Annotated in this window: 32 protein-coding genes; 31 read left to right on the top strand and 1 reads right to left on the bottom strand. The window is 56.0% G+C overall.

The genetic code is table 11. The features are described from left to right. Positions 1 to 174 precede the first annotated feature (174 nt). A complete protein-coding gene (locus IEX04_RS06785) occupies positions 175 to 540 on the bottom strand; it encodes a hypothetical protein (protein WP_188684654.1) in 366 nt (121 codons plus the stop codon). A 413-nt stretch (positions 541 to 953) separates the two neighbouring features. Here IEX04_RS06785 and IEX04_RS06780 point away from each other — a divergent pair, with 413 nt between their 5' ends. The 31 genes from IEX04_RS06780 (at position 954) to IEX04_RS06630 (ending at position 18079) form a co-directional block, all read left to right on the top strand. After that, complete coding sequence (locus tag IEX04_RS06780; RefSeq protein ID WP_188684652.1) at positions 954 to 1154, top strand: helix-turn-helix transcriptional regulator; 201 nt, start codon at positions 954 to 956, stop codon at positions 1152 to 1154. 22 nt (positions 1155 to 1176) lie between these two features. Further along, entirely contained in the window at positions 1177 to 2409 is a 1233-nt protein-coding gene (locus tag IEX04_RS06775; RefSeq protein ID WP_188684651.1) for an AAA family ATPase, read from the top strand. A 124-nt stretch (positions 2410 to 2533) separates the two neighbouring features. After that, positions 2534 to 3361: a hypothetical protein gene (locus IEX04_RS06770; RefSeq protein WP_188684649.1), complete on the top strand. Its 828-nt coding sequence runs from the start codon at positions 2534 to 2536 to the stop codon at positions 3359 to 3361. Continuing rightward, positions 3358 to 4515: a phage recombination protein Bet gene (bet, locus tag IEX04_RS06765; protein WP_188684647.1), complete on the top strand. Its 1158-nt coding sequence runs from the start codon at positions 3358 to 3360 to the stop codon at positions 4513 to 4515. Before IEX04_RS06770 ends, bet begins: the two co-directional genes overlap by 4 nt. Further along, the gene (locus IEX04_RS06760; RefSeq protein ID WP_188684645.1) at positions 4512 to 4853 is read left to right on the top strand and encodes an HNH endonuclease; all 342 of its coding nucleotides are present in this window, start codon (positions 4512 to 4514) and stop codon (positions 4851 to 4853) included. The genes bet and IEX04_RS06760 overlap by 4 nt, the downstream gene beginning before the upstream one ends. Next, positions 4853 to 5359 (top strand): hypothetical protein, encoded by a 507-nt coding sequence (locus IEX04_RS06755; protein ID WP_188684643.1) that lies wholly within the window; start codon positions 4853 to 4855, stop codon positions 5357 to 5359. Before IEX04_RS06760 ends, IEX04_RS06755 begins: the two co-directional genes overlap by 1 nt. A 220-nt stretch (positions 5360 to 5579) precedes the next feature. After that, complete coding sequence (locus tag IEX04_RS06750; RefSeq protein ID WP_188684641.1) at positions 5580 to 5798, top strand: hypothetical protein; 219 nt, start codon at positions 5580 to 5582, stop codon at positions 5796 to 5798. Further along, positions 5792 to 6340 carry a hypothetical protein gene (locus tag IEX04_RS06745; protein WP_188684639.1) on the top strand — a complete coding sequence of 183 codons (549 nt, stop codon included), beginning with the start codon at positions 5792 to 5794 and terminating at the stop codon, positions 6338 to 6340. The genes IEX04_RS06750 and IEX04_RS06745 overlap by 7 nt, the downstream gene beginning before the upstream one ends. 231 nt (positions 6341 to 6571) lie before the next feature. Beyond that, a complete protein-coding gene (locus IEX04_RS06740) occupies positions 6572 to 6877 on the top strand; it encodes a hypothetical protein (RefSeq protein WP_188684637.1) in 306 nt (101 codons plus the stop codon). A 483-nt stretch (positions 6878 to 7360) separates the two neighbouring features. After that, positions 7361 to 8926: a DNA cytosine methyltransferase gene (locus tag IEX04_RS06735; protein ID WP_188684635.1), complete on the top strand. Its 1566-nt coding sequence runs from the start codon at positions 7361 to 7363 to the stop codon at positions 8924 to 8926. Between the two features lie 9 nt (positions 8927 to 8935). Next, a complete protein-coding gene (locus IEX04_RS06730; protein ID WP_188684633.1) occupies positions 8936 to 9217 on the top strand; it encodes a thioredoxin domain-containing protein in 282 nt (93 codons plus the stop codon). Beyond that, positions 9214 to 9810 carry a hypothetical protein gene (locus IEX04_RS06725; protein ID WP_188684631.1) on the top strand — a complete coding sequence of 199 codons (597 nt, stop codon included), beginning with the start codon at positions 9214 to 9216 and terminating at the stop codon, positions 9808 to 9810. The genes IEX04_RS06730 and IEX04_RS06725 overlap by 4 nt, the downstream gene beginning before the upstream one ends. Positions 9811 to 9977: 167 nt before the next feature. Beyond that, on the top strand, positions 9978 to 10439 hold the full coding sequence (locus tag IEX04_RS06720) for a hypothetical protein (RefSeq protein WP_229677040.1): 462 nt from the start codon (positions 9978 to 9980) through the stop codon (positions 10437 to 10439). Further along, positions 10432 to 11118 (top strand): hypothetical protein, encoded by a 687-nt coding sequence (locus IEX04_RS06715; protein WP_188684626.1) that lies wholly within the window; start codon positions 10432 to 10434, stop codon positions 11116 to 11118. Before IEX04_RS06720 ends, IEX04_RS06715 begins: the two co-directional genes overlap by 8 nt. Next, entirely contained in the window at positions 11111 to 11308 is a 198-nt protein-coding gene (locus tag IEX04_RS06710; protein WP_188684624.1) for a hypothetical protein, read from the top strand. The genes IEX04_RS06715 and IEX04_RS06710 overlap by 8 nt, the downstream gene beginning before the upstream one ends. 373 nt (positions 11309 to 11681) lie before the next feature. Beyond that, positions 11682 to 12002: a hypothetical protein gene (locus IEX04_RS06705; RefSeq protein WP_188684622.1), complete on the top strand. Its 321-nt coding sequence runs from the start codon at positions 11682 to 11684 to the stop codon at positions 12000 to 12002. After that, positions 11999 to 12394: a hypothetical protein gene (locus IEX04_RS06700; RefSeq protein ID WP_188684620.1), complete on the top strand. Its 396-nt coding sequence runs from the start codon at positions 11999 to 12001 to the stop codon at positions 12392 to 12394. Before IEX04_RS06705 ends, IEX04_RS06700 begins: the two co-directional genes overlap by 4 nt. Continuing rightward, positions 12391 to 12663 (top strand): hypothetical protein, encoded by a 273-nt coding sequence (locus IEX04_RS06695; protein WP_188684618.1) that lies wholly within the window; start codon positions 12391 to 12393, stop codon positions 12661 to 12663. The genes IEX04_RS06700 and IEX04_RS06695 overlap by 4 nt, the downstream gene beginning before the upstream one ends. Positions 12664 to 12753: 90 nt before the next feature. Further along, positions 12754 to 13185 (top strand): hypothetical protein, encoded by a 432-nt coding sequence (locus IEX04_RS06690; protein ID WP_188684616.1) that lies wholly within the window; start codon positions 12754 to 12756, stop codon positions 13183 to 13185. Positions 13186 to 13275: 90 nt separating this feature from the next. Then, positions 13276 to 13851, top strand: coding sequence for a 3'-5' exoribonuclease domain-containing protein (locus IEX04_RS06685; protein WP_188684613.1), 576 nt, complete (start codon positions 13276 to 13278; stop codon positions 13849 to 13851). Then, positions 13848 to 14123, top strand: coding sequence for a hypothetical protein (locus IEX04_RS06680; protein WP_188684611.1), 276 nt, complete (start codon positions 13848 to 13850; stop codon positions 14121 to 14123). Before IEX04_RS06685 ends, IEX04_RS06680 begins: the two co-directional genes overlap by 4 nt. Further along, positions 14120 to 14365, top strand: a complete 246-nt coding sequence (locus IEX04_RS06675; RefSeq protein ID WP_188684609.1) for a hypothetical protein — start codon at positions 14120 to 14122, stop codon at positions 14363 to 14365. Before IEX04_RS06680 ends, IEX04_RS06675 begins: the two co-directional genes overlap by 4 nt. Beyond that, positions 14362 to 15099: a hypothetical protein gene (locus IEX04_RS06670; RefSeq protein ID WP_188684607.1), complete on the top strand. Its 738-nt coding sequence runs from the start codon at positions 14362 to 14364 to the stop codon at positions 15097 to 15099. The genes IEX04_RS06675 and IEX04_RS06670 overlap by 4 nt, the downstream gene beginning before the upstream one ends. Further along, on the top strand, positions 15096 to 15278 hold the full coding sequence (locus IEX04_RS06665) for a hypothetical protein (protein WP_188684605.1): 183 nt from the start codon (positions 15096 to 15098) through the stop codon (positions 15276 to 15278). The genes IEX04_RS06670 and IEX04_RS06665 overlap by 4 nt, the downstream gene beginning before the upstream one ends. Continuing rightward, complete coding sequence (locus IEX04_RS06660; protein ID WP_188684603.1) at positions 15275 to 15472, top strand: hypothetical protein; 198 nt, start codon at positions 15275 to 15277, stop codon at positions 15470 to 15472. Before IEX04_RS06665 ends, IEX04_RS06660 begins: the two co-directional genes overlap by 4 nt. Continuing rightward, positions 15469 to 15705 carry a hypothetical protein gene (locus tag IEX04_RS06655; protein WP_188684601.1) on the top strand — a complete coding sequence of 79 codons (237 nt, stop codon included), beginning with the start codon at positions 15469 to 15471 and terminating at the stop codon, positions 15703 to 15705. The genes IEX04_RS06660 and IEX04_RS06655 overlap by 4 nt, the downstream gene beginning before the upstream one ends. 577 nt (positions 15706 to 16282) lie before the next feature. Further along, positions 16283 to 16861, top strand: coding sequence for a hypothetical protein (locus IEX04_RS06650; RefSeq protein WP_188684599.1), 579 nt, complete (start codon positions 16283 to 16285; stop codon positions 16859 to 16861). Further along, positions 16845 to 17147 (top strand): hypothetical protein, encoded by a 303-nt coding sequence (locus tag IEX04_RS06645; protein WP_188684597.1) that lies wholly within the window; start codon positions 16845 to 16847, stop codon positions 17145 to 17147. The genes IEX04_RS06650 and IEX04_RS06645 overlap by 17 nt, the downstream gene beginning before the upstream one ends. Beyond that, positions 17144 to 17311 (top strand): hypothetical protein, encoded by a 168-nt coding sequence (locus IEX04_RS06640; protein WP_188684595.1) that lies wholly within the window; start codon positions 17144 to 17146, stop codon positions 17309 to 17311. The genes IEX04_RS06645 and IEX04_RS06640 overlap by 4 nt, the downstream gene beginning before the upstream one ends. Then, entirely contained in the window at positions 17295 to 17846 is a 552-nt protein-coding gene (locus tag IEX04_RS06635; RefSeq protein WP_188684593.1) for a hypothetical protein, read from the top strand. The genes IEX04_RS06640 and IEX04_RS06635 overlap by 17 nt, the downstream gene beginning before the upstream one ends. Continuing rightward, entirely contained in the window at positions 17831 to 18079 is a 249-nt protein-coding gene (locus IEX04_RS06630; protein ID WP_229677039.1) for a hypothetical protein, read from the top strand. The genes IEX04_RS06635 and IEX04_RS06630 overlap by 16 nt, the downstream gene beginning before the upstream one ends. Positions 18080 to 18093 lie beyond the last annotated feature (14 nt).

The following is an 18093-nucleotide window of genomic DNA, read 5'->3' as shown; positions in this document are numbered from 1 at the left end:
ATGTGGCCTGGAATGTGCCAGCGGCGGACTCCACGACTTTGATTGTGCCGTGAGTGCCTAGGCTCAGTGGAGGTCGCCCCCTCATAGGACTACCAGCTCTCAGGTTCGATTTTTCTAGAATGATCCGCTAGCCGGGTGACAAGCTTCCCCGAATGTCACACGGGCGTGCAGTGGTCAGTCTTGAGGCTTTTCGAGTTTCACGACGTTATCTAATGGCTCGTCGTAGATAGCTGGAGTGCCTGGGCGCGACATGCGCCGGGTGAGTTCAGCGACTAGTGCAGCGTCATCGACCTGTGAGAGGTCAGTAGCGTTGGCCACTGCTTCCACTTCATCCCCTGTGAGGAGACCAGCGATACCCAAGGCCTGAATGATTGGGGACTTATAGGTACGGCAGATCGCTACGACAGTATCGAATTTCAGGCCGTCTTGTAGCTGACGGGTGAGGGTCGCTGAATTGACATCGATCTCAGCTGCAATAGATCTAAGACTCTTGCTCCCTGTGATCGTGTCCAGATGGTCTTTGAAGGATATATGTTTCATTCCTTTATCGTGCCTCATAGATGAGTCAGAATCAAGCATTTTTGAGTAACAAAGATTACACGGCACGTACTTTTTCATGCACTGATTGACTCAATATCTACTCAAAGTGTTGCATTCGTGAGTCAGTCCATGCTTTACTGAATTTGTGATTAGAAAACGAGTCACGTCACAACAATTTTGAGTCATCGAATGGAGCGGGATTTTGTACATCACGCCTGGACTACTCGACAAGGTCAAGAAAGATTTCGACATCCCCAGTGATGAAGAACTTTCCAAACTGCTGGGGTGCAGCCGTAGCACTCTCCACAGGATCGACACCCACGAGCAAGGGGTTACGGCACGCGTTTCCACTCTCTTGCACACGAGATTCAGCATTCCGCTGGAAGACATCGCAACTACAAGCGAGGGACGCATTGGAAGAAACCAAGATCCGATACCTGACAGCCGCGGAAGTGGCGGAACAGCTCAAGATCAAACCCCGAACCGTGGATAACTGGCGTTACCGCACAGAACCCTACGGCCCCCCATATACGCACATAGCCGGCCAGGTCCGGTATCCGGCAGAGAAGTTCAACGCATGGTGCGAAGAACAGAACTCCAAAGCAATCCAGTAATCATTCATCAAAGGAAAATTCCATGAGCAACACTGCACAACAGCGCGTACGAGCGCTCAAGGTAGACAACTTCATGCGTTTGCGAACGCTGGACATTCAGTTTGACGGCCACACGATGACTCTTTCTGGCCGGAACGAGCAGGGCAAGTCCACGGTATTGAACTCGATTGTTTGGGCTCTAGGCGGCGGCGCTGCCGGTAAGAAATTCCCCAACCCTATCCACAATGGTGAAACGAAAGCCACGGTAGAAGTCACCCTGGATGATTTCGTGGTTACCCGGACTGCATCAGTGGATCGTAAGACCTCCACTCTCACGGTGACGAGTCGGGACGGCTCCCAGAAATACGCGTCTCCTCAGAAACTCTTGGATGCGCTGATTGGCAAGCTCAGTTTTGATCCTCTGGAATTCTCCCGCATGAACGACAAGGACCAGCTAGCAGTACTGCTGGATTGTGTGGATCTCGGATTCGATTTGCAGGAGCTGGAAGCAGACCGGAAGTCCACCTTTGAAGAACGCACTTTCGTGAACCGTGAAGTCAAATCTCTGGACGCTCAGGTGCAAGGCATTGACGCACCAGACGAGGCACCGGCGCTGGTTGATGTTGGGGTGTTGATGCAGGAACTGACCGCGGCTCAACGAGCCTACGCGGATGTGGACTCTGCTATCCGTGACGTGTCGTCATGGGAAATGAAACTGATCGACGTGCAGACCGCTTTAGACAGGGCACGCCAAGTTTCTGTGGATTTGTTGGCAGCTCGCGACGATCACCGCGACCCTGACGAGATCCAAGAGCAGATCGCCGGGTCCACCGAAGCCAACAAAGCCGGTGAGCTTATCCGTCAAAAGGCTATCTTCTCCGATCAGCTCAAGGCTAAGACTGCCGAGGCTGACGAGCTTAGCAACAAGATCAAGGCGTTGGATAAGAAAAAGTCTGACGCTCTCGCTAAAGCTGAAATGCCTATCGACGGTCTAGGCCTAGATGAGAACGGTGTGACCTTCCAAGGCCAGCCACTCTCCCAGGCATCCAGTGCCGGCCTCACCAAAGTGTCTGTGGCCATGGCTATCTCCCTGAACCCGAACCTGCGCCTCGCTTACATCCGTGACGGCTCACTGCTGGATTCCGAAAACATGAAGATCATTCAGGACATGGCCGAGGCGTGCGACTTCATGGTGCTCATCGAAGTTGTAGACGAGAGCGGCGAGGTCGGAATCGTGATTGAGGACGGCATGGTTGCCACTGATCCCGAATGGTAGCCACCTGCGCGTTTGAGGTTGTCCCAGCGTCATGGAGCGTGGACCCTCACCCACCGGAGTACTGCGAAGAGGTTGTAGAACCCGGTTCTGAGTATTGCTGGAACCACATTGAAAGGGCAACGACATGGTAATCAAGATTGGCGCTAAACCTACTGCACCGCCTGCGAAGCCTGGACTGCTCTTTGAAGCGGAAAAGCATCTCTACCGGATGAACACCTTTACGAACTCCCCTGAGTACAGGCGCGTCTCAGGTGTCACCACAGTCATAGGTAGCACCCTGAACAAGCCCGCGCTTGTGGACTACAAGATGAACTCTGTGGCACGTGCAGTGCGGGAAAACCTCGCTGACGTTCTGGCGATGCACGCAGATGTGAAAGCGTCCCGTCTTCACCCGTTCGATTTCGATAAGAAACTGATCGCGATGTCTGAGGTACGCCGTGACCGTGCAGCAGCACGAGGCACCGCCGTTCACGCTGCCGCTGAGAAAGTCGCTGACGGGCAGAAAGTCTCTGTCCCTAAAGAACTACAGAAACCTGTCGATCACTACGACAAGTGGTTATACGACAACGATGTGGAAGTGGTTCTGAAAGAACGCCCATGCGGTAACCGTACCCATTGGTATGCCGGAACGTTTGACCTCATCTGCAAGTTCCATAGGGGCGCGTATGCGGGGCAGACGTGGATGGTTGACCTGAAAACGTCGAACCAGGTGTACGGCGAAACGGCTCTTCAAACTATCGCCTACAAGAACTGTGAGTTCTACGTAGACGAGGACCAGATAGACCGTCCTATGCCAGAGGTTGAGGGCATTGGTGTCCTGCATCTGACCAAGGAGGGCGCATTCTTGCACCCCCTTGGAGACATGCAAGCGGCCTCCGACGAGTTCGCTGCGATTCTACTTCTCTTCAATTCACGTAAACGCCGTGACGGACTCATTAGGAGGGCATCATGAGTGAAGTTGCAACCCAGACACAGACCACTGCACTGGCGATTAGCGCCACTCAGACGGAGTTCAACGAGGCGCAGGTAGCTACGCTCTCCCAGCTGGGATTGGCTGGGGCTGACCGGTCTAACCTGGCCGTGTTCTTCCACCAGTCCAAGAAAACTGGGCTAGACCCTTTCGCCAAGCAGATCTACATGATTGGGCGCCAAGCGAAAGAACGCGTCCAGAACGAGAACGGCGCGTGGATTGAACGCTACGTCACTAAGTACACGATTCAGACCGGCATTGACGGCTACCGTCTGCTAGCCCGCCGTGGTGCCACACAAGCCAAAGTGAGTCTGTCCGTTGAAGACACTCAATGGTGTGGCGCTGACGGGGTGTGGGTGGACGTGTGGCTGCACTCAGATCCACCGTTGGCCGCAAAGGTCACCGTGTGGCGCGGAGCTGAGCATTTCAGCGCTGTAGCCCTATGGAGTGAGTACGTGCAGACCTACTACAACAAAAAGGTTGGCGAGCACACACCTAACTCGATGTGGCAGAAAATGCCGACAAGCCAACTGGCCAAGTGTGCGGAGGCCGCGGCCTTGCGTAAGGCTTTCCCTCTGGATCTCTCAGGTATATACACCGACGAGGAAATGCCGTCTGTAGACGGTAGCCCAGCCCCGGAGATTGTGGATGAGGGACAAGCAACGATTACCCCTCGTATCCGTACTCAGCGCGCACCGGAGCCAGCCCCGGAGGAACCACCTGTAGAGGAGACGACACCGGAACCTGTGGAGCCTCCTGCCGACGTAGTAGAAGAGGAGCCACAGCATGAAGAACCTGCCCTGCCTGATACCGGAGGAGCTGCTGGACATGATCATGAACCCGCCGACCCTCCCGCCTCCGATCCCTGGACAGATGGACTCCCAGAAGCACCTGCTGAAACCGCCCCCGAACCAGCAGAAGCTGAACCAACGCCGGTTGCAGTCCAAGCCCGTGAACCGGAGCCAACAGCGACCAAGGAACAGATGAACCAGATCAACGGGAAGCTGAAAACGATGGGCGTGACGAACAAGGAACAAGCGTCAACCATGCTTTCCAACTTCGCTGGCCGGCAGATCGACCACTCACGTGAACTCACTGTCACTGAGGCGAACAGTTTCTTGGAGCGCACCTCATGAGTGACTACGCCCGGATTTATGAGCGTGACGGGTACCGCTGCCCACATTGCGGGGAACGTGCAACGTCGGTTCAACATCGTGTGAATCGCCAAATGGGAGGCTCCAAGAACCCTAAGCGTCACGCACCGTCTAACCTGATCGCGTTCTGCTGGGCCGGGAATGTGGGCATGGAGAACGACTCGGAGACCGCGCGGGATGCCCTGGCCAAAGGTTGGAAGCTACCCAGTCATGAGGACCCGGTAGAGAAGCCTTACTTCGATGTCATGGACAACTGTTGGTACTCGATTGACGACGAGTACAACCGTACCCCTTACTACGACCCTGAACTGGAGGAGTAATGGCCGGGGAGTATGTGCTAGTCCGCCGCGCATTGTGGGCTGACGACGTGTTCACGCTGCTCTCCCCCATGGCTCAGTGGTTGTATTTCGCTACTCTCAGCGCACCTTCCATGGAGCTGAACGGGGTGTGCGAATGGCGTAGGAAACACATTCTGAAACGTGCGTCTGCACTCACTGAGGAGGTGCTGGATATGGCTGAACTGGAGCTTCGCGAGAGGCGCGTCATGGTAGTTGATGACGAAACGGAGGAGGCCTTTCTAATCCGCTTCATGCATGAGGACGGGTTACTGAAACAGCCCAATATGGGCGTTGCAGTGCACAAGCTTTACCCGCGTATTGCGTCACCAAAAATTCGGGGGGTGTTCGTCTGGGAGCTACAGAGGTTGCAGATGAATGAGCCGGATTTGGGTGCGTTCAAACATGACAAGAATGGTCGCCCCCCGGTGCTTATGCAGTTGCTGGGGAACAACTCGATTGACCCTTGGGGGGCTGATTTCGATGTTTGAACCCCTCCATAAACCCATCGGATAACCCTTTCATAAAGGGATCTGGAAAGGGTTGCATAAACCCTTTCAGGAACCCTTTCTAGCCCCTAAACGCAAGCCTTCGATAAAGGGATCGATAAAGGGATGCCTCACTACGTACTACTAACTACAGACTCCCTGCACCCTACATCTAACTCCACCGATCGTTGCGTTTCTTAACAAAGGGGGGAACCAAAAAACGATGAATGACAAACCAGGTTGGCGCGAACGCTTCGCCAATGAAATTGAAGCCGGAAAGCAAGAGCAAAGACACCGGATCGAAAACATCGACGCTGAACAGCTCAAGTACGAGCGTCGTCTAAAGCAATTCAAAGAGGCGAAACGTCTCAACCGTTTTATCCCGTCGCAGCCAACAGCAATTGAAAGATCACAACCACGAGAGGAGGAACCGGAATGGTAACCACAGAGTGTGTTCTCGGCTTGGATCTGTCGCTCACGTCTACCGGCCTGTGCATGGCCTACAGCGACCGTCCAGCGGTTCTAGGGGTAATTACCTCTAAGGGGTCCAAGGATGCGTCATGGAAAGACCGTGACGACCGTCTAGGAAAGATTACCTACCAGATCCTTGAGTGGGTCCAGGCGAATCGTGAAGGCGATTTGGTAGGCGTTTTCGTTGAGGGGCCGTCTTACGGCTCCACGGTAGGTCACCAGCACGACCGTAGCGGGCTGTGGTGGCAGGTTTACAGCGCTTACGCGTGGAATGTGCCCGTAGGTGTCATTCAGCCTCAAACACGCGCCAAATACGCCACAGGGGCCGGTAACGCGTCCAAGGACACCGTGCTCGCTGCCACCGTAAAGCAATTCCTTGATTTGGACATCCGAAACAACGACATTGCGGACGCTACCCAGTTGGCCGCTATGGGTGCCAGGTTGCACGGCTGGCCTATCGACGGTGAGAAGTCGAAGCTGTGTCTCACTGCTATGGAAAAGATCATGCGATGAACCGGCGCCACAACGAGCAACACCCGCGGTGCCCGTTCTGCGGGGCATGGGCTCAATGGGACGGCATAGAACTCATCTGCAATAACGTCCGCTGCCGTAGAGGCCCAGCACCCGGAAGTGGTGGCGGGAAATCGAAGATCTGCGGACGCTGCCCACTGCACCGAATGCCGAAAGCAAGACAACCCCAACCAATCGACGGGCAACTAACCCTGGACCTAGGAGGTGAAGACGATGAACCAGCCACTGATCATCATCAATGACGCAGTACTCAGCAGGGCCACAATCCTGTACCGGACTACGCACGACGATGAGCATATTGAAAATTTGGCGAGTGTCTGCCCCATCCCAAACGCGGACATTACTGCCCGGTACGAATGGGCTGAATTCAAACTAGCGTCCACCTGCCTAGCCCACGCTTGCAAGCTCGGATACGAGACCTGGCGGTTGGCGGAGAAGAACGAAAAATATGTGTACGTAGCCCGTCTGATCGTACGCAAATACGACGCTGACAGAGCTAACGAATCGGGGCAGGCATGAAGACCATCGCCGTAGCCCCGACCCCAAGTTATTTGGCTTGGAAAGCTGACCGTGACGCACGGATCAAACGCACTGGCGGGGTGCTACCGGAGGGCATTGCTGCGTGTGGAACGAACGAGGGGTATCTGCTTCACAGGGAGAACGGCGAACGGGCTTGCAGCCCCTGCGCTGAGGCTCACCGGGCGTTCAAGGCAACCACCTTCAACCCGGCCAAAAAACAGTTGAAGCCGTGCGGTACCACAGCAGCTTACAGCAGGCATATCAAGCGGGGGAACCTGTAGACGACGCTTGCGCGGAGGCGATACGGGTCTACAAGCGGGCACTCAAAGGGACTAAACCTTTTACCCCGGCCCCGTGTGGCACTGCGGCAGGCGACGCTCGGCACCGACGAGAGAAGACCCCTGTATGCGACCCGTGTAAGGAAGCAAGAAACAAGAGACGCCGTGAAGAACGGGCAAAAGCCAAAGAGTTGGAGAACAAAGAATGAGCCACAACCTCACCATCACAGATATGTTTTGTGGTGCTGGCGGGTCATCGACTGGGCTTATGCAGATCCCTGGCGTACACGTTCGCACGGCCATGAATCACTGGGACCGGGCGATTGAAACGCACAACACGAACCACCCCGACACTGACCACGTTCTAGCGGACATCAAGAACACAGATCCCCGCTACATCGCGGGCTCGGATATTCTCTGGGCTTCACCAGAGTGCACCAACCACTCAGTAGCGAAGGGCAAGCGCCGCGCAACCAATCAGCCGGACCTCTTTGGGGATTCCATCGCTGACGAGGCCGCGGAAAAGTCCCGCGCAACTATGTGGGATGTCCCCCGCTATGCGGAAGAGCACAAGTACAAAGTCATCATGACTGAGAATGTCGTGGATGCCGCTAAATGGGTGATGTTTGAGGCTTGGCTGCACGCCATGGATCTGCTCGGCTATGAGCACCACATCGTGTATCTGAACTCAATGCACGCCCAATTGGGTGGAATGCCAGCCCCACAGTCACGTGACCGCATGTACGTAGTTTTCTGGTTGAAGGGTAACCGGAAGCCGGACTTCGACAAACTACGCCCACAGGCTTACTGCCCTACCTGCGACAAGGTAGTGCGGGCAGTCCAGTCTTTCAAGAACGGGAAGCGTTGGGGCCGGTACCGCGCACAATACGTCTACCGCTGCCCCTCCACTAAATGCCGTAACGAAATCATCGAACCAGCATGGCTCCCAGCAGCGCACGCGATTGACTGGTCTATCCGTGGCCAGAAAATTGGGGACCGTAAACGCCCGTTGGCTGATAAGACCATGGCACGTATCCAGGCAGGTCTGGAGAAGTACGGTAACACGCGGATCTCGATTGACGCAGTACGCGGCGCTCCCATCCTCTCAGCTGTCGATACTGAGCCCTTCGCGACTCAGACCACGAGCTACACCCGTGGCCTGTTGTCCCCTCTGATTGTGAATAATCTCAGCGGTTCGGATAGCTCACGGACTGACACCGTAGACGGACCACTGAGGACACTGACCGCGGGCGGGCTGCATGAGTCCCTACTGATCCCAGTTGAGGGCCGGGACGGGAAATACGCGCAGCAGGTTCACGATGCCCTACGCACGCAGACGACCCGGAATGAAACCGGATTGTTGACCACGCCTGGTCATCACATGCTCATGGAGTACTACGGCAACGGCGTAACTCACCCGGTGACCAAAGCGATTCCGACGATTCCGACTGTGGACCGCTTCGCAATGATCACCACCATGCGTGGCACCGCCGAAAACCAGCTGGCAAACAGCTCCAAACCCGCCACCGACCCACTGGGCACGCTCACAGCCGGAGGTAACCACCACGGGCTCACTGAATGGACGGTGGAGGACATCAACCAGTGTGAATTCCGAATGTTGGAGCCTCACGAGATTAGCGCTGGCATGGCGTTCCCAGAGGATTACATCATGACCGGCAACAAGCGTGAACAGGTCAAGCAAGCAGGTAACGCTGTCACCCCACCCGCTGCACGAGACATCGGCATTGTCGCCGTCGAATCACTGAACTAGGAGAACCAAATGTTCATCAATCTTTATGCACCATCAGCCGGCTGCGTGCAGTGCAACAGCACTAAGAAAAAGCTGGACGCGATAGGCGCCACCTACACGGTGTTCAAAGCAGACCCGACAGAGGACGTAGACCACTTGTTGGGTGACGCTATCCGGGATCGTGCCAACGAACAAGGACTAGGCCAGCAGTTCCCGTTCGTGCAGGTGTTCAACACTAAGCACGAGCTAGTGATGGAGTGGTGCGGGTTCCGTCCCGACAAGATCGAGGAACTACAGGCGGCACTGTCATGACCACGCAACCGCTCACCGGATTCTTGAGCGAACGACAGAAACGTGTGGAGATCCAAGAACGCTTGTTAGAGGCCCGCCGTGCTGTAGGCCGTGCACAAATACTAGCGAATCAGATTGTTCGTGAAGCACAGGCGTTGCAGGCCCGCACCCTGGCGGACACGGAAACGCACAAGCAGCAGATCCTACGTGACGCACACATGGAAGCGCGGGACATCGTACGGGACGCGAACGACAAGTCTGCTAGGGCGAACGTGCTCTTGAAGAACACGGAAGCGCGCACGCAAACAATGCTGAAACAAGCATCCAAGCGGGTAGAGGATTCCAAGACCAAACGGGCGAACATCATCAGCGGTGCTTATGAGCAGAAACGCCGAATTCTGACCACCGCGAAAGCTGCAACAGGGGACATTGACCTGCTGTATGCGACTACTGACCAGGACTGCCAGCGGATACGCCGGCTAGCTCGTGTGGAGGCGGAGAAAGAAGTGAAACTCATCCGGGAGAAAGCCCGCAACGAGGGGCTGGCTATGGCGGATGTTGAGTTGGATCGCCGGGTGATGCGTGATCTGAACCTTGCCAAGGTGAGGGGTTAGGCCGTGGCTAGTTGTGATGGGTGCAGGCAGTCGTGTTGCAGGGTCCCGTTTGAGGGGGTCTGTGCACGTCAGTGGAAGTGCGAGTGTCATGTACCGAAAACAGAGTTTGACCGGCGCGTGTATGGCACACCGAATAACTGGTTATTCAAACCGATTGGGAAGGACAAATGATGAGCGAAACAATCAACCCGGCAGCACACCTGGGCATGGCACGGGACACTATCGAATTCTTGCGTGTGAAGCGTGAGGAGGACGCACGAGATCTGAGCATTTTGCAGGGCCAGTTCGACTCTATGAGCAACCGGTTCGACGCTATGCGCCGCCAGCGCGACGGGGAACGTTCACGCGCACGGCGAGCCGAAAACCGCCTTGCAACCGCTGAGGCTCAGATAGAGGACGTGCGGGAACTGGCAGACACATGGGAGACCGGCGCAATGCGCTGGGAAGACCCACTGCCGGTACCGCGTGAAGTGAGCCTTATTCGTGAAGCCCTGGGCATCCAGACCCATAACCGTGATCGGGGTGACGCCCTGAATGGAGAGGACCCATCGTGCTCGTGTGGCTACAACGGGACACCGAAAGAATGCTGGCAGTCCCGACGCACACAGGGCGGTGAGCCGAATGAGTAAGCTGCACACACTAACCGCTGACGATGTGGAGTACTGCGACAACAAGAACCGGGGCAGCTACACCGGATTGTTGCAGACGTTCAATAAGAACCTTGGTGATCACGTGATGACCGTCCTGCATGACGAGGGATTGTACCGTCACCTGCGATTCAAAAACCCTAAGAACGGCTTCTATTGGTTCGACCTAATCACTTGGCCAGGTAACCTCACGATCACCGGCGACATGGGAACCTACACGTTCGCTCGGACTGAGGACATGTTCACGTTCTTCACCGGGCAAATCAACACCGGGTATTGGGCTGAGAAGCTGCGAGCAGGAGCCAGCGGAGGCAGATCTGAGGTCAAAAACTATGACGTGGACCTGTGCAAGAGGTGGATTTTCCAAGACTTCTGGGAGTACTCACGCGACATGGACACTGACGTGACGCTCGAATGGTGGAACCAACTCAAGATATACATCCTGGGTGAGTACTCCATCGCAGATCTTTCCTCCACGGAGTCGGCTATAGATACGCTGCGCGACCTCGACATGCCAAAGCGTGCACGCCGCCACTACTCCGACGTGTACGAGCACGCTGACGGCTGGGAACAATACGACTGGCATTTCGAACTCTGCCTAGCGTCCATCGTGGCCGGCATCCGCACCTACAACGCAAGCAAGGCGACCTCCGATGAGTGAGAACGGACTGCACCGCATCCCGCTGATGAAAACAGTTTTGGAGCAGATCACGGCACTGCATGAGCCGCGGTTCATTGGAACAGAATCTGACGGTACGCCTCGTTATGCGTGCTTGCAGTGCTTCGAGGGTGCATGTAAGACCTACAAGCTACTCACTGACGCTGATCTAGCAGGTGGCGACCGTGGCTAGGAACCGTTGGCAGGTGGCGTGCATCAATTGGGGTCACGCGACCGCACCTAAAGCCATTGCCTACCGCATCGCGGACGAGGGCTGGGCAGAGTGCGAAAAGTATTTCCCCACATGGCGTGAAGCCTACGACCACGCAGACCGCACAGCGAGGGGCAAACAATGATCACCCACTACGCCGTCATCAGTTTCAGTGGCGACCCAACCGGAGAACACGGCGATGGCTCCCTAAACGGACAGCCACCGTCCCTAAGCCTTATAGCGGCTGGCAATGAAAAGTTCTGCTGGGAAGCGCTCACCCGTTGGACGGGGAAACAGCCTCTCCGAATGCGGGAGCACGCAGAAGTACTAGCACGCACTAACCAAGGAGACATCAATGGGAATGTTTGACAGCTTCTACGACTCGGAAGAAAACGAGTGGCAGACCAAAGCATATGAGAACCAACTCGCCCTTTACCGCCAGGGCGACGAGCTACCACCACTGGAAGACCACCCGAACGTCACCGACTACCAAGTGGAGATCTTTGGCGGCAGGCGCACGCTAGGAGAACCGGTGGACTCATTCGCCACGGTCATCGGCAACAGGCTAACCACCATCAACACGCCCCGCAACAAGGATCTACCGCGCATCAACTACGGCGGGGCTATGTACCATCCTGAAGCTGAACGAGAACTCGAACTCAGGGCAGACAAATGAGTTTGCACCTGTACCGGGTGACCATCAATTCCTACCCGACACCTGACGGCAAACCCTTCGCGGAACAGTCAGTGGAGTTCTGGCAGAAATGCCTAGACGCGCACTACGACCCTAGCGCCGGTGAGCTTCCCGCTTTCATGGACTGGGACTTTGAGGAATGGATCTACCAGGAAGACCCGCCACAGTACCCGTACTACGAGGGTGGGAACTCGTACGGTGGCCGCGGCGGATTCCATGTGATGACTGATCCACCGATGGTCGTTCCGGTGACGCGTCGTAGGCACTGGTTGTCGCCCTCCGCTGCACGTGCGGAATCAGCGCGACTCCGCGAATGGGGTTGTGAAGTCACCGTGGAGAAGTCCAAACCAATCGAATTCGAGGACACAAAATGAGCCACCTACCCGGCAACCCGTATCCAGAGGATGCAAGTAACTTCGCGGTTGAAGCGTCACAGCGCCAAGCGTGGCCGTCTGCTGAGCGCGTTATTCTCGCTCAGCAAGCCACCACCTACGCCACCCTCGCCCTCGCATATGAGCAGCGGTTAACAACCCTGGCATTACTGTTCAGCGCACCTGACGATGCTGGCGTAGTCACCAACTTGAACTACACCGAAGCTGCCCGACAGCTCTGCGAGGGATTAGGAATGAGGGCAGGGGAATGAGTGCGTATGAGGAACTTGAAGAAGCTTGGATGAACGGCGAAATCAGTCACGCAGAAGCCTGTGAAATCGCGGAAGAAATGGGATATGACAATGAGTAACACCCCGCTAAACGAGGAAGCTGTTGATGCTGGCGCGAAAGCATTATTCCTGCGCGAACGGAAGTTTCACGAGGGATCACTATTCTTCCCGGAACCACCGAACTGGGAAGACCTGAACGGAACCAGCTTGGAGCACTACCGAGACAACGCCCGTGCAGTCCTTTCCGCTCTCCCTACCCCGCTCAAAACCCCAGAGGGCGACACTCTCGAATTTGAGATGACCGCAACCGCAGCTAATGGCGTGCAGATCCCCATGAAGTTCGTTGTCTCCTACCCCACGAACTACGGATTCTATGCGGTGAAAGCGGTGGAAGAACTTTCAACGATGACGACAGAGCTGTACCAGCAGATGATCAACCGTTCGGACATGTCCACGCTTGAAGCACTCATGAACCTAAAGGACGAGGGTAACGACGATGAATAACTACCAGGCGCTTGGCCTCGTGTGCATCGCATTAGCCGCGCTAATCCTCCTCATAGGGATTTGCGCCGCTAGTTTGGCGTGGTGGTAACCATGAAGTACTTCTACGACACAGAGTTCTTTGAAGACAGTAAGAACATCGAACTGATCAGTATCGGCATAGTGCGGGAAAGCGACGGGGAAACCTACTACGCAGTAAACGCCGACATGCCAATGGACCGTATCCGCCAACATGATTGGCTACTACGAAACGTCATGAACAGCATCCCCGTCACCCCGAAAACCTTACTAGACAAGTACATAGCGAACCCGGAAAACCACCACCCACGCCCTGGAGTCACCACGCTACAAGTGGACCGCACCAAATCGTGCGTAAAGCCTGCATGGGTGATCGCCAATGAAGTCCGCGACTTCCTCGCCGTGGGAGAGAAAACTGAACTATGGGCATGGTACGGAGCCTACGACCATGTCGTACTAGCCCAACTCTTCGGAAGAATGATCGACCTCCCCGCGGGTATCCCCATGTACACCAACGATGTCCGCTCACTCGTGGACATTACCGGAGTGGACAAGCTACCCCAGCAGCAAGGCGGCGTGCATAACGCGTTGGCAGACGCACTCCACGTCAAAACCATGTACGACCACATCATGAGGAGCTGGGAAAGGTGAACATCTTCGATCTGAACAAGCAACTCGACCTACACCGACCAGACAACCCGGACGCGGTGCGGGAGGAACGAACCCGCTGGCTTAGCACGGACGGCACCATACGCCACCACCGTAGGGAACTGCTCGTATTCATCAACCCGCTCACCCTGGCAGACCATCAAACCGTCAACCAGTACTTGTCAGATAGTGGTGTCCCAGCAGACGCAGAGATCCGCACCAAAGACACCTACATCAGCACCACGATCACAGCCTCATGGAAAGAGGAAACATGAGGTTCAGCCGCGGCTCAGAGGAATACTTTGTCACCGTCCCATTGCCGGAGCCGACCCCGTTCACCGCCAAAGTCCTCCAAGAATGGTTGGAGAGAATGAACACCCAGCTCGCCACCGCTGTAGGAATCGAGCAAATAGCCGAAACCATGCGACAGACCGGCACTGCGCCTCAACCAAAAGCCGGTAACACCACCATCAAATACCCGACCAGCACACCAACCTGGGGCAGGAGGAAACCATGAAACGCACTTACGGGCATGGCCGGCCACCGGTAGGGGTGATTATCGAGAGCGGTATGCACGCCTACCGGGTGCTGAAGATCCGGGAACCACTCGACGACAGCTACAAGTTCGAAGTGGTCACTGAACGGCTCACCGGCATAGACAAAGGCGACCACTACACCATTCGCCCCACGAGAGACCAACCGTACTGGACATACCTGGATGAGCACTACGCGGTCTGCAACCAGTGCGGCGAACTCCCACCATGCAGCGGTGTAAAAGCCGAACGAGCCTTAGAGAAATCAATGGAAGCCATGGCCGTCCCAGACGGGTACTGCCCAGCTTGCAAGGAACCAATCACCCGCCGACAGAAAAAGCATGTGTTCCCCGGCCCCAACCTGATAAACCCTTTCGGCGCACACACCGTCCAATTCCACCAACGCTCACAATGCGCATCCAGCGCCGCCGAGTACGAGGAACGATGGGTAAACGCCGAACCCGGCAGGGAACGATCACTCCTCACCCTCAAATGCACCGGACACATCACCGTCCACCATGACGGAACCGGCGAATGCCACGGCAGGAACGACGGGACAGACTGCCCCAGCATCTACGCATGGCACCGGAGCCGCGCAGCTTGCTACGCGATGAACCACGGATGCGGGAAACAATGCCGGGCCGAGGGGCACCCAGGCATCCGACTACACCACGACCTCACCCCGGACGGACAGCTGAAAGGAATGCTGAACCAATGACCGCACTAGCTAAAGCCGTCCTATCCGCAGCATGGATTCTGGTTTGTCTCGCCGGGTGGATCATTCTAGGGCTGACCGTACTCAACACGCCTTATTGGTGGACCATAGGCTTCATGGTTACCGGCGCAGTCATCGCCACACCAATGGTCATCTACGCATCGAACGAGGTAAAACGATGAGCACTTACTACGTGTTAGGCGAAGAACCAACCATCCATGGAACAGGTGGGGAGAAAGTATTTTCGCCGTACGACTGTGACCCTGAGTACCACTCCACGATAGAAGAAGCTCAGCGCGAGCTCGAAGATTTCTACCCGAATGGCAAAGCGCCTGATTCCGTGGGCATCTGGAAGATTGAAAAGGTCGAACCATGAGCCAACGATTCACGGATGCAGAACTAGCAGCCGAGCACTGGGCCAAAGCTTGGGAGATCAAATGCCTAACCGGTGACGGATACTCACCAGAGCACGCACTCAGGGAAGGCGAAATAATCTACCGCTTCGCCCGACTCCCCCACGCACACCGGGAACAACCAGACCCGAACCGTACTACGCCGACTATCGCGAAATACGGGCACGTAGCCCCCACCGACGACATGACCGGATAAGGGGACCGGCTACGAAAATACTTGAGGCCGTACACAGTATTCGTGTACGGCTTCATTCATACCCAAAAACAGGGTAGTTCTCACCACTTAGGACCAGCCAACGCGTATACCCGTTGCCTACTGATCCCCAATTCCTTACCCAACACTGTAGGGCTCTCCCCCGCCTCTAACGCCGCACGCACAGCCTCCTCCCTCAGTTGAGCCAACCGCGCCACCTCCACCCGCGCAACACGCCAAGCCTGATCAGCCAACAAAACCTCATCCAAACCAAACACCCCCACCAACACTCAAAACAAAACACCGTAAACAACACATTGACACACCCCACACCGACAACACAACCTTTACACCATATAAGGGGTGACTAGGGGCCGGAGCAACGCGCATGACGGGCAACGCCCCTTTTGCCCACCTGACCTTGTTTTGATGACTCAATAATGTTTGAGACTGACTTGTTTTTGAGTCACAACCGTGGCACTCTATGAGTACAGTCACACGTTGCAAGTTGAGCCTCACCGCTCCTTGGACGCCACCAATCTGGCACACCACACACCCGCACAAAACTTTGGGGAACACCATGAACACGACAGTAAAAGACACCTTCACCGTTGGGGAAGACATTCTCGTTTACGTCCCGAACGAGGGTTGGCTGAACGGGCGCATCACAGAACCTGTAGATGGATCTGGGATGTACGGGATTCACGGACCCGCCGAGGGCAGACAATCACACCCACGTAAGGTGCATAACTCGTCGCTCCTCAAGAGCCCTGGCATTCCGCTCTGCGAAGGTATGAACGTTGAAGCGTATGTGACCGCTGGACCCTACATTTTGGATGCAGGTTGGTATGCGGGCGAAATCGTAGAAACGAGTGTCCGTGCTATCAAGGTCAACATTGTTGTCAGTGATGGATCTGCACACGTTTTCATCTTTCCACCCACGAGTGTGCGTCCGTCGCCTAAGCGGGTTGTTCGTGCACCGCGCAGGGCTGTAGTCCCCACCGTCGCTAAAGACCACAAGTACGTCGCTGAGGACATGGACTTCCGCATAGTCGCCCTAGAAGCCGCCAAGGAACTCCTCGCATCTTCGAACATCACCGACATCATGCGTCTCACCCACTTCATTCTGACAGGCGAAGACCATGATCAAGTTTCGTAAGCGCCGGCTAACCGCCCTCGTCGCTGTAACGCTCGCTTTGCTCCCAGGGTGGGCTGCACTCACAGGCTGGGTTACCTTCCCTGATTGGTTGGCAGTCCTCGCGATGATCTACACAACCACCATTCTGGGAGTCCTGGCACTCATCGCAGCGTCCGCCCTCGCACTGGGTGTCGTGTATCTCATCAACTGGGAAGTCGAGTACCAGCTGGAGTTGGCACGCACCACACGCGCTCACCGCCGTAACGCACTCCGCGTACAGCAGGCACGCTACCGGGACGCAGCATGATCCCCACCAAACAACCAGCGCGCGGCCTCCACATAGCCGGCCTCGTCATCATCTTCACCACCACAGCCATAATCGAACGCCTCCCCTACTGGTTGGCCAGCATCGCCCGCCGCATGGAAACCGCGTTCTTCGAGAAAGACCAGTCCGATGACCAACACCATTGAACCCCTCATCCGAACAGCACGACACGGCAGGATCTACCCCAACCGTGTCCGAGTGTTCAAAGACCCGTACTCCTACCCATCATGGGTGGTGTACAAAGGCTCGCACTGGGTGGGCTCAGCACATTCTCGCCTCGTCGCCAACGTCGCCGTAGACGTACTCATTCAGAACCGGCTCATCCATCTTGGCGGGCTGAACATGCAGGAAATGCTGATCAGCATGACCACGCACCGTGTGGCAGAACGCGGATACCACGAGCAGTGGGAACCAGCGACGTATGGGAAGCACCACGACGGGACCACCGCTGACGTACTCCACATCAAGCACATTGACGGCCCTATCGCGCACTACACAGTCCACCAGGACGGGCGCATATCCCAGAACTTCGCCATGGACGAAATCAGCTTCATAGCTGACGCGACTTTAGACAAGCCCCGTGACTTCCTCCTCAACGAATACGGGTGCGAATCCCTCCGAGACCTCCGAGGCAACGGCATCGACCACACAGGCAAAGCCGTCGCATGGCCCCACCCATAGACGACTGGGGAGACATCCAAATGAACTCCCCCACCCACCGCCCACAATTCACCTTCCGCGACCTCACCAACGGGCGCACCCTCGTCACCTGGACCACCAAAGACCCACAAGGCAACACAACAGGCGCCGGCCACGCAACATTCGAAAGCATCGCCCACGCCCGCCAATACCGCCACCATCCAGGCCACGTACCCGCAGCCGCGAAAGCCTACATCGAACGGAAAATCCAATGAGCACCACCAACCCA

It is taken from the genome of Glutamicibacter ardleyensis, assembly GCF_014644555.1.
Classification (GTDB): domain Bacteria; phylum Actinomycetota; class Actinomycetes; order Actinomycetales; family Micrococcaceae; genus Glutamicibacter; species Glutamicibacter bergerei.
The sequence above is the reverse complement of the archived record's forward strand: the minus strand, read 5'-3'. Positions and strand labels throughout refer to the sequence as shown.

Bases quoted from the DNA above. Each gene is read 5' to 3' on its own strand.
- IEX04_RS06785 (WP_188684654.1), bottom strand. From the start codon at position 540: ATGAAACATATATCCTTCAAAGACCATCTGGACACGATCACAGGGAGC.
- IEX04_RS06775 (WP_188684651.1), top strand. From the start codon at position 1,177: ATGAGCAACACTGCACAACAGCGCGTACGAGCGCTCAAGGTAGACAAC.
- IEX04_RS06770 (WP_188684649.1), top strand. From the start codon at position 2,534: ATGGTAATCAAGATTGGCGCTAAACCTACTGCACCGCCTGCGAAGCCT.
- bet (WP_188684647.1), top strand. From the start codon at position 3,358: ATGAGTGAAGTTGCAACCCAGACACAGACCACTGCACTGGCGATTAGC.
- IEX04_RS06760 (WP_188684645.1), top strand. From the start codon at position 4,512: ATGAGTGACTACGCCCGGATTTATGAGCGTGACGGGTACCGCTGCCCA.
- IEX04_RS06755 (WP_188684643.1), top strand. From the start codon at position 4,853: ATGGCCGGGGAGTATGTGCTAGTCCGCCGCGCATTGTGGGCTGACGAC.
- IEX04_RS06750 (WP_188684641.1), top strand. From the start codon at position 5,580: ATGAATGACAAACCAGGTTGGCGCGAACGCTTCGCCAATGAAATTGAA.
- IEX04_RS06745 (WP_188684639.1), top strand. From the start codon at position 5,792: ATGGTAACCACAGAGTGTGTTCTCGGCTTGGATCTGTCGCTCACGTCT.
- IEX04_RS06740 (WP_188684637.1), top strand. From the start codon at position 6,572: ATGAACCAGCCACTGATCATCATCAATGACGCAGTACTCAGCAGGGCC.
- IEX04_RS06735 (WP_188684635.1), top strand. From the start codon at position 7,361: ATGAGCCACAACCTCACCATCACAGATATGTTTTGTGGTGCTGGCGGG.
- IEX04_RS06730 (WP_188684633.1), top strand. From the start codon at position 8,936: ATGTTCATCAATCTTTATGCACCATCAGCCGGCTGCGTGCAGTGCAAC.
- IEX04_RS06725 (WP_188684631.1), top strand. From the start codon at position 9,214: ATGACCACGCAACCGCTCACCGGATTCTTGAGCGAACGACAGAAACGT.
- IEX04_RS06720 (WP_229677040.1), top strand. From the start codon at position 9,978: ATGATGAGCGAAACAATCAACCCGGCAGCACACCTGGGCATGGCACGG.
- IEX04_RS06715 (WP_188684626.1), top strand. From the start codon at position 10,432: ATGAGTAAGCTGCACACACTAACCGCTGACGATGTGGAGTACTGCGAC.
- IEX04_RS06710 (WP_188684624.1), top strand. From the start codon at position 11,111: ATGAGTGAGAACGGACTGCACCGCATCCCGCTGATGAAAACAGTTTTG.
- IEX04_RS06705 (WP_188684622.1), top strand. From the start codon at position 11,682: ATGGGAATGTTTGACAGCTTCTACGACTCGGAAGAAAACGAGTGGCAG.
- IEX04_RS06700 (WP_188684620.1), top strand. From the start codon at position 11,999: ATGAGTTTGCACCTGTACCGGGTGACCATCAATTCCTACCCGACACCT.
- IEX04_RS06695 (WP_188684618.1), top strand. From the start codon at position 12,391: ATGAGCCACCTACCCGGCAACCCGTATCCAGAGGATGCAAGTAACTTC.
- IEX04_RS06690 (WP_188684616.1), top strand. From the start codon at position 12,754: ATGAGTAACACCCCGCTAAACGAGGAAGCTGTTGATGCTGGCGCGAAA.
- IEX04_RS06685 (WP_188684613.1), top strand. From the start codon at position 13,276: ATGAAGTACTTCTACGACACAGAGTTCTTTGAAGACAGTAAGAACATC.
- IEX04_RS06675 (WP_188684609.1), top strand. From the start codon at position 14,120: ATGAGGTTCAGCCGCGGCTCAGAGGAATACTTTGTCACCGTCCCATTG.
- IEX04_RS06670 (WP_188684607.1), top strand. From the start codon at position 14,362: ATGAAACGCACTTACGGGCATGGCCGGCCACCGGTAGGGGTGATTATC.
- IEX04_RS06665 (WP_188684605.1), top strand. From the start codon at position 15,096: ATGACCGCACTAGCTAAAGCCGTCCTATCCGCAGCATGGATTCTGGTT.
- IEX04_RS06660 (WP_188684603.1), top strand. From the start codon at position 15,275: ATGAGCACTTACTACGTGTTAGGCGAAGAACCAACCATCCATGGAACA.
- IEX04_RS06655 (WP_188684601.1), top strand. From the start codon at position 15,469: ATGAGCCAACGATTCACGGATGCAGAACTAGCAGCCGAGCACTGGGCC.
- IEX04_RS06650 (WP_188684599.1), top strand. From the start codon at position 16,283: ATGAACACGACAGTAAAAGACACCTTCACCGTTGGGGAAGACATTCTC.
- IEX04_RS06645 (WP_188684597.1), top strand. From the start codon at position 16,845: ATGATCAAGTTTCGTAAGCGCCGGCTAACCGCCCTCGTCGCTGTAACG.
- IEX04_RS06640 (WP_188684595.1), top strand. From the start codon at position 17,144: ATGATCCCCACCAAACAACCAGCGCGCGGCCTCCACATAGCCGGCCTC.
- IEX04_RS06635 (WP_188684593.1), top strand. From the start codon at position 17,295: ATGACCAACACCATTGAACCCCTCATCCGAACAGCACGACACGGCAGG.
- IEX04_RS06630 (WP_229677039.1), top strand. From the start codon at position 17,831: ATGGCCCCACCCATAGACGACTGGGGAGACATCCAAATGAACTCCCCC.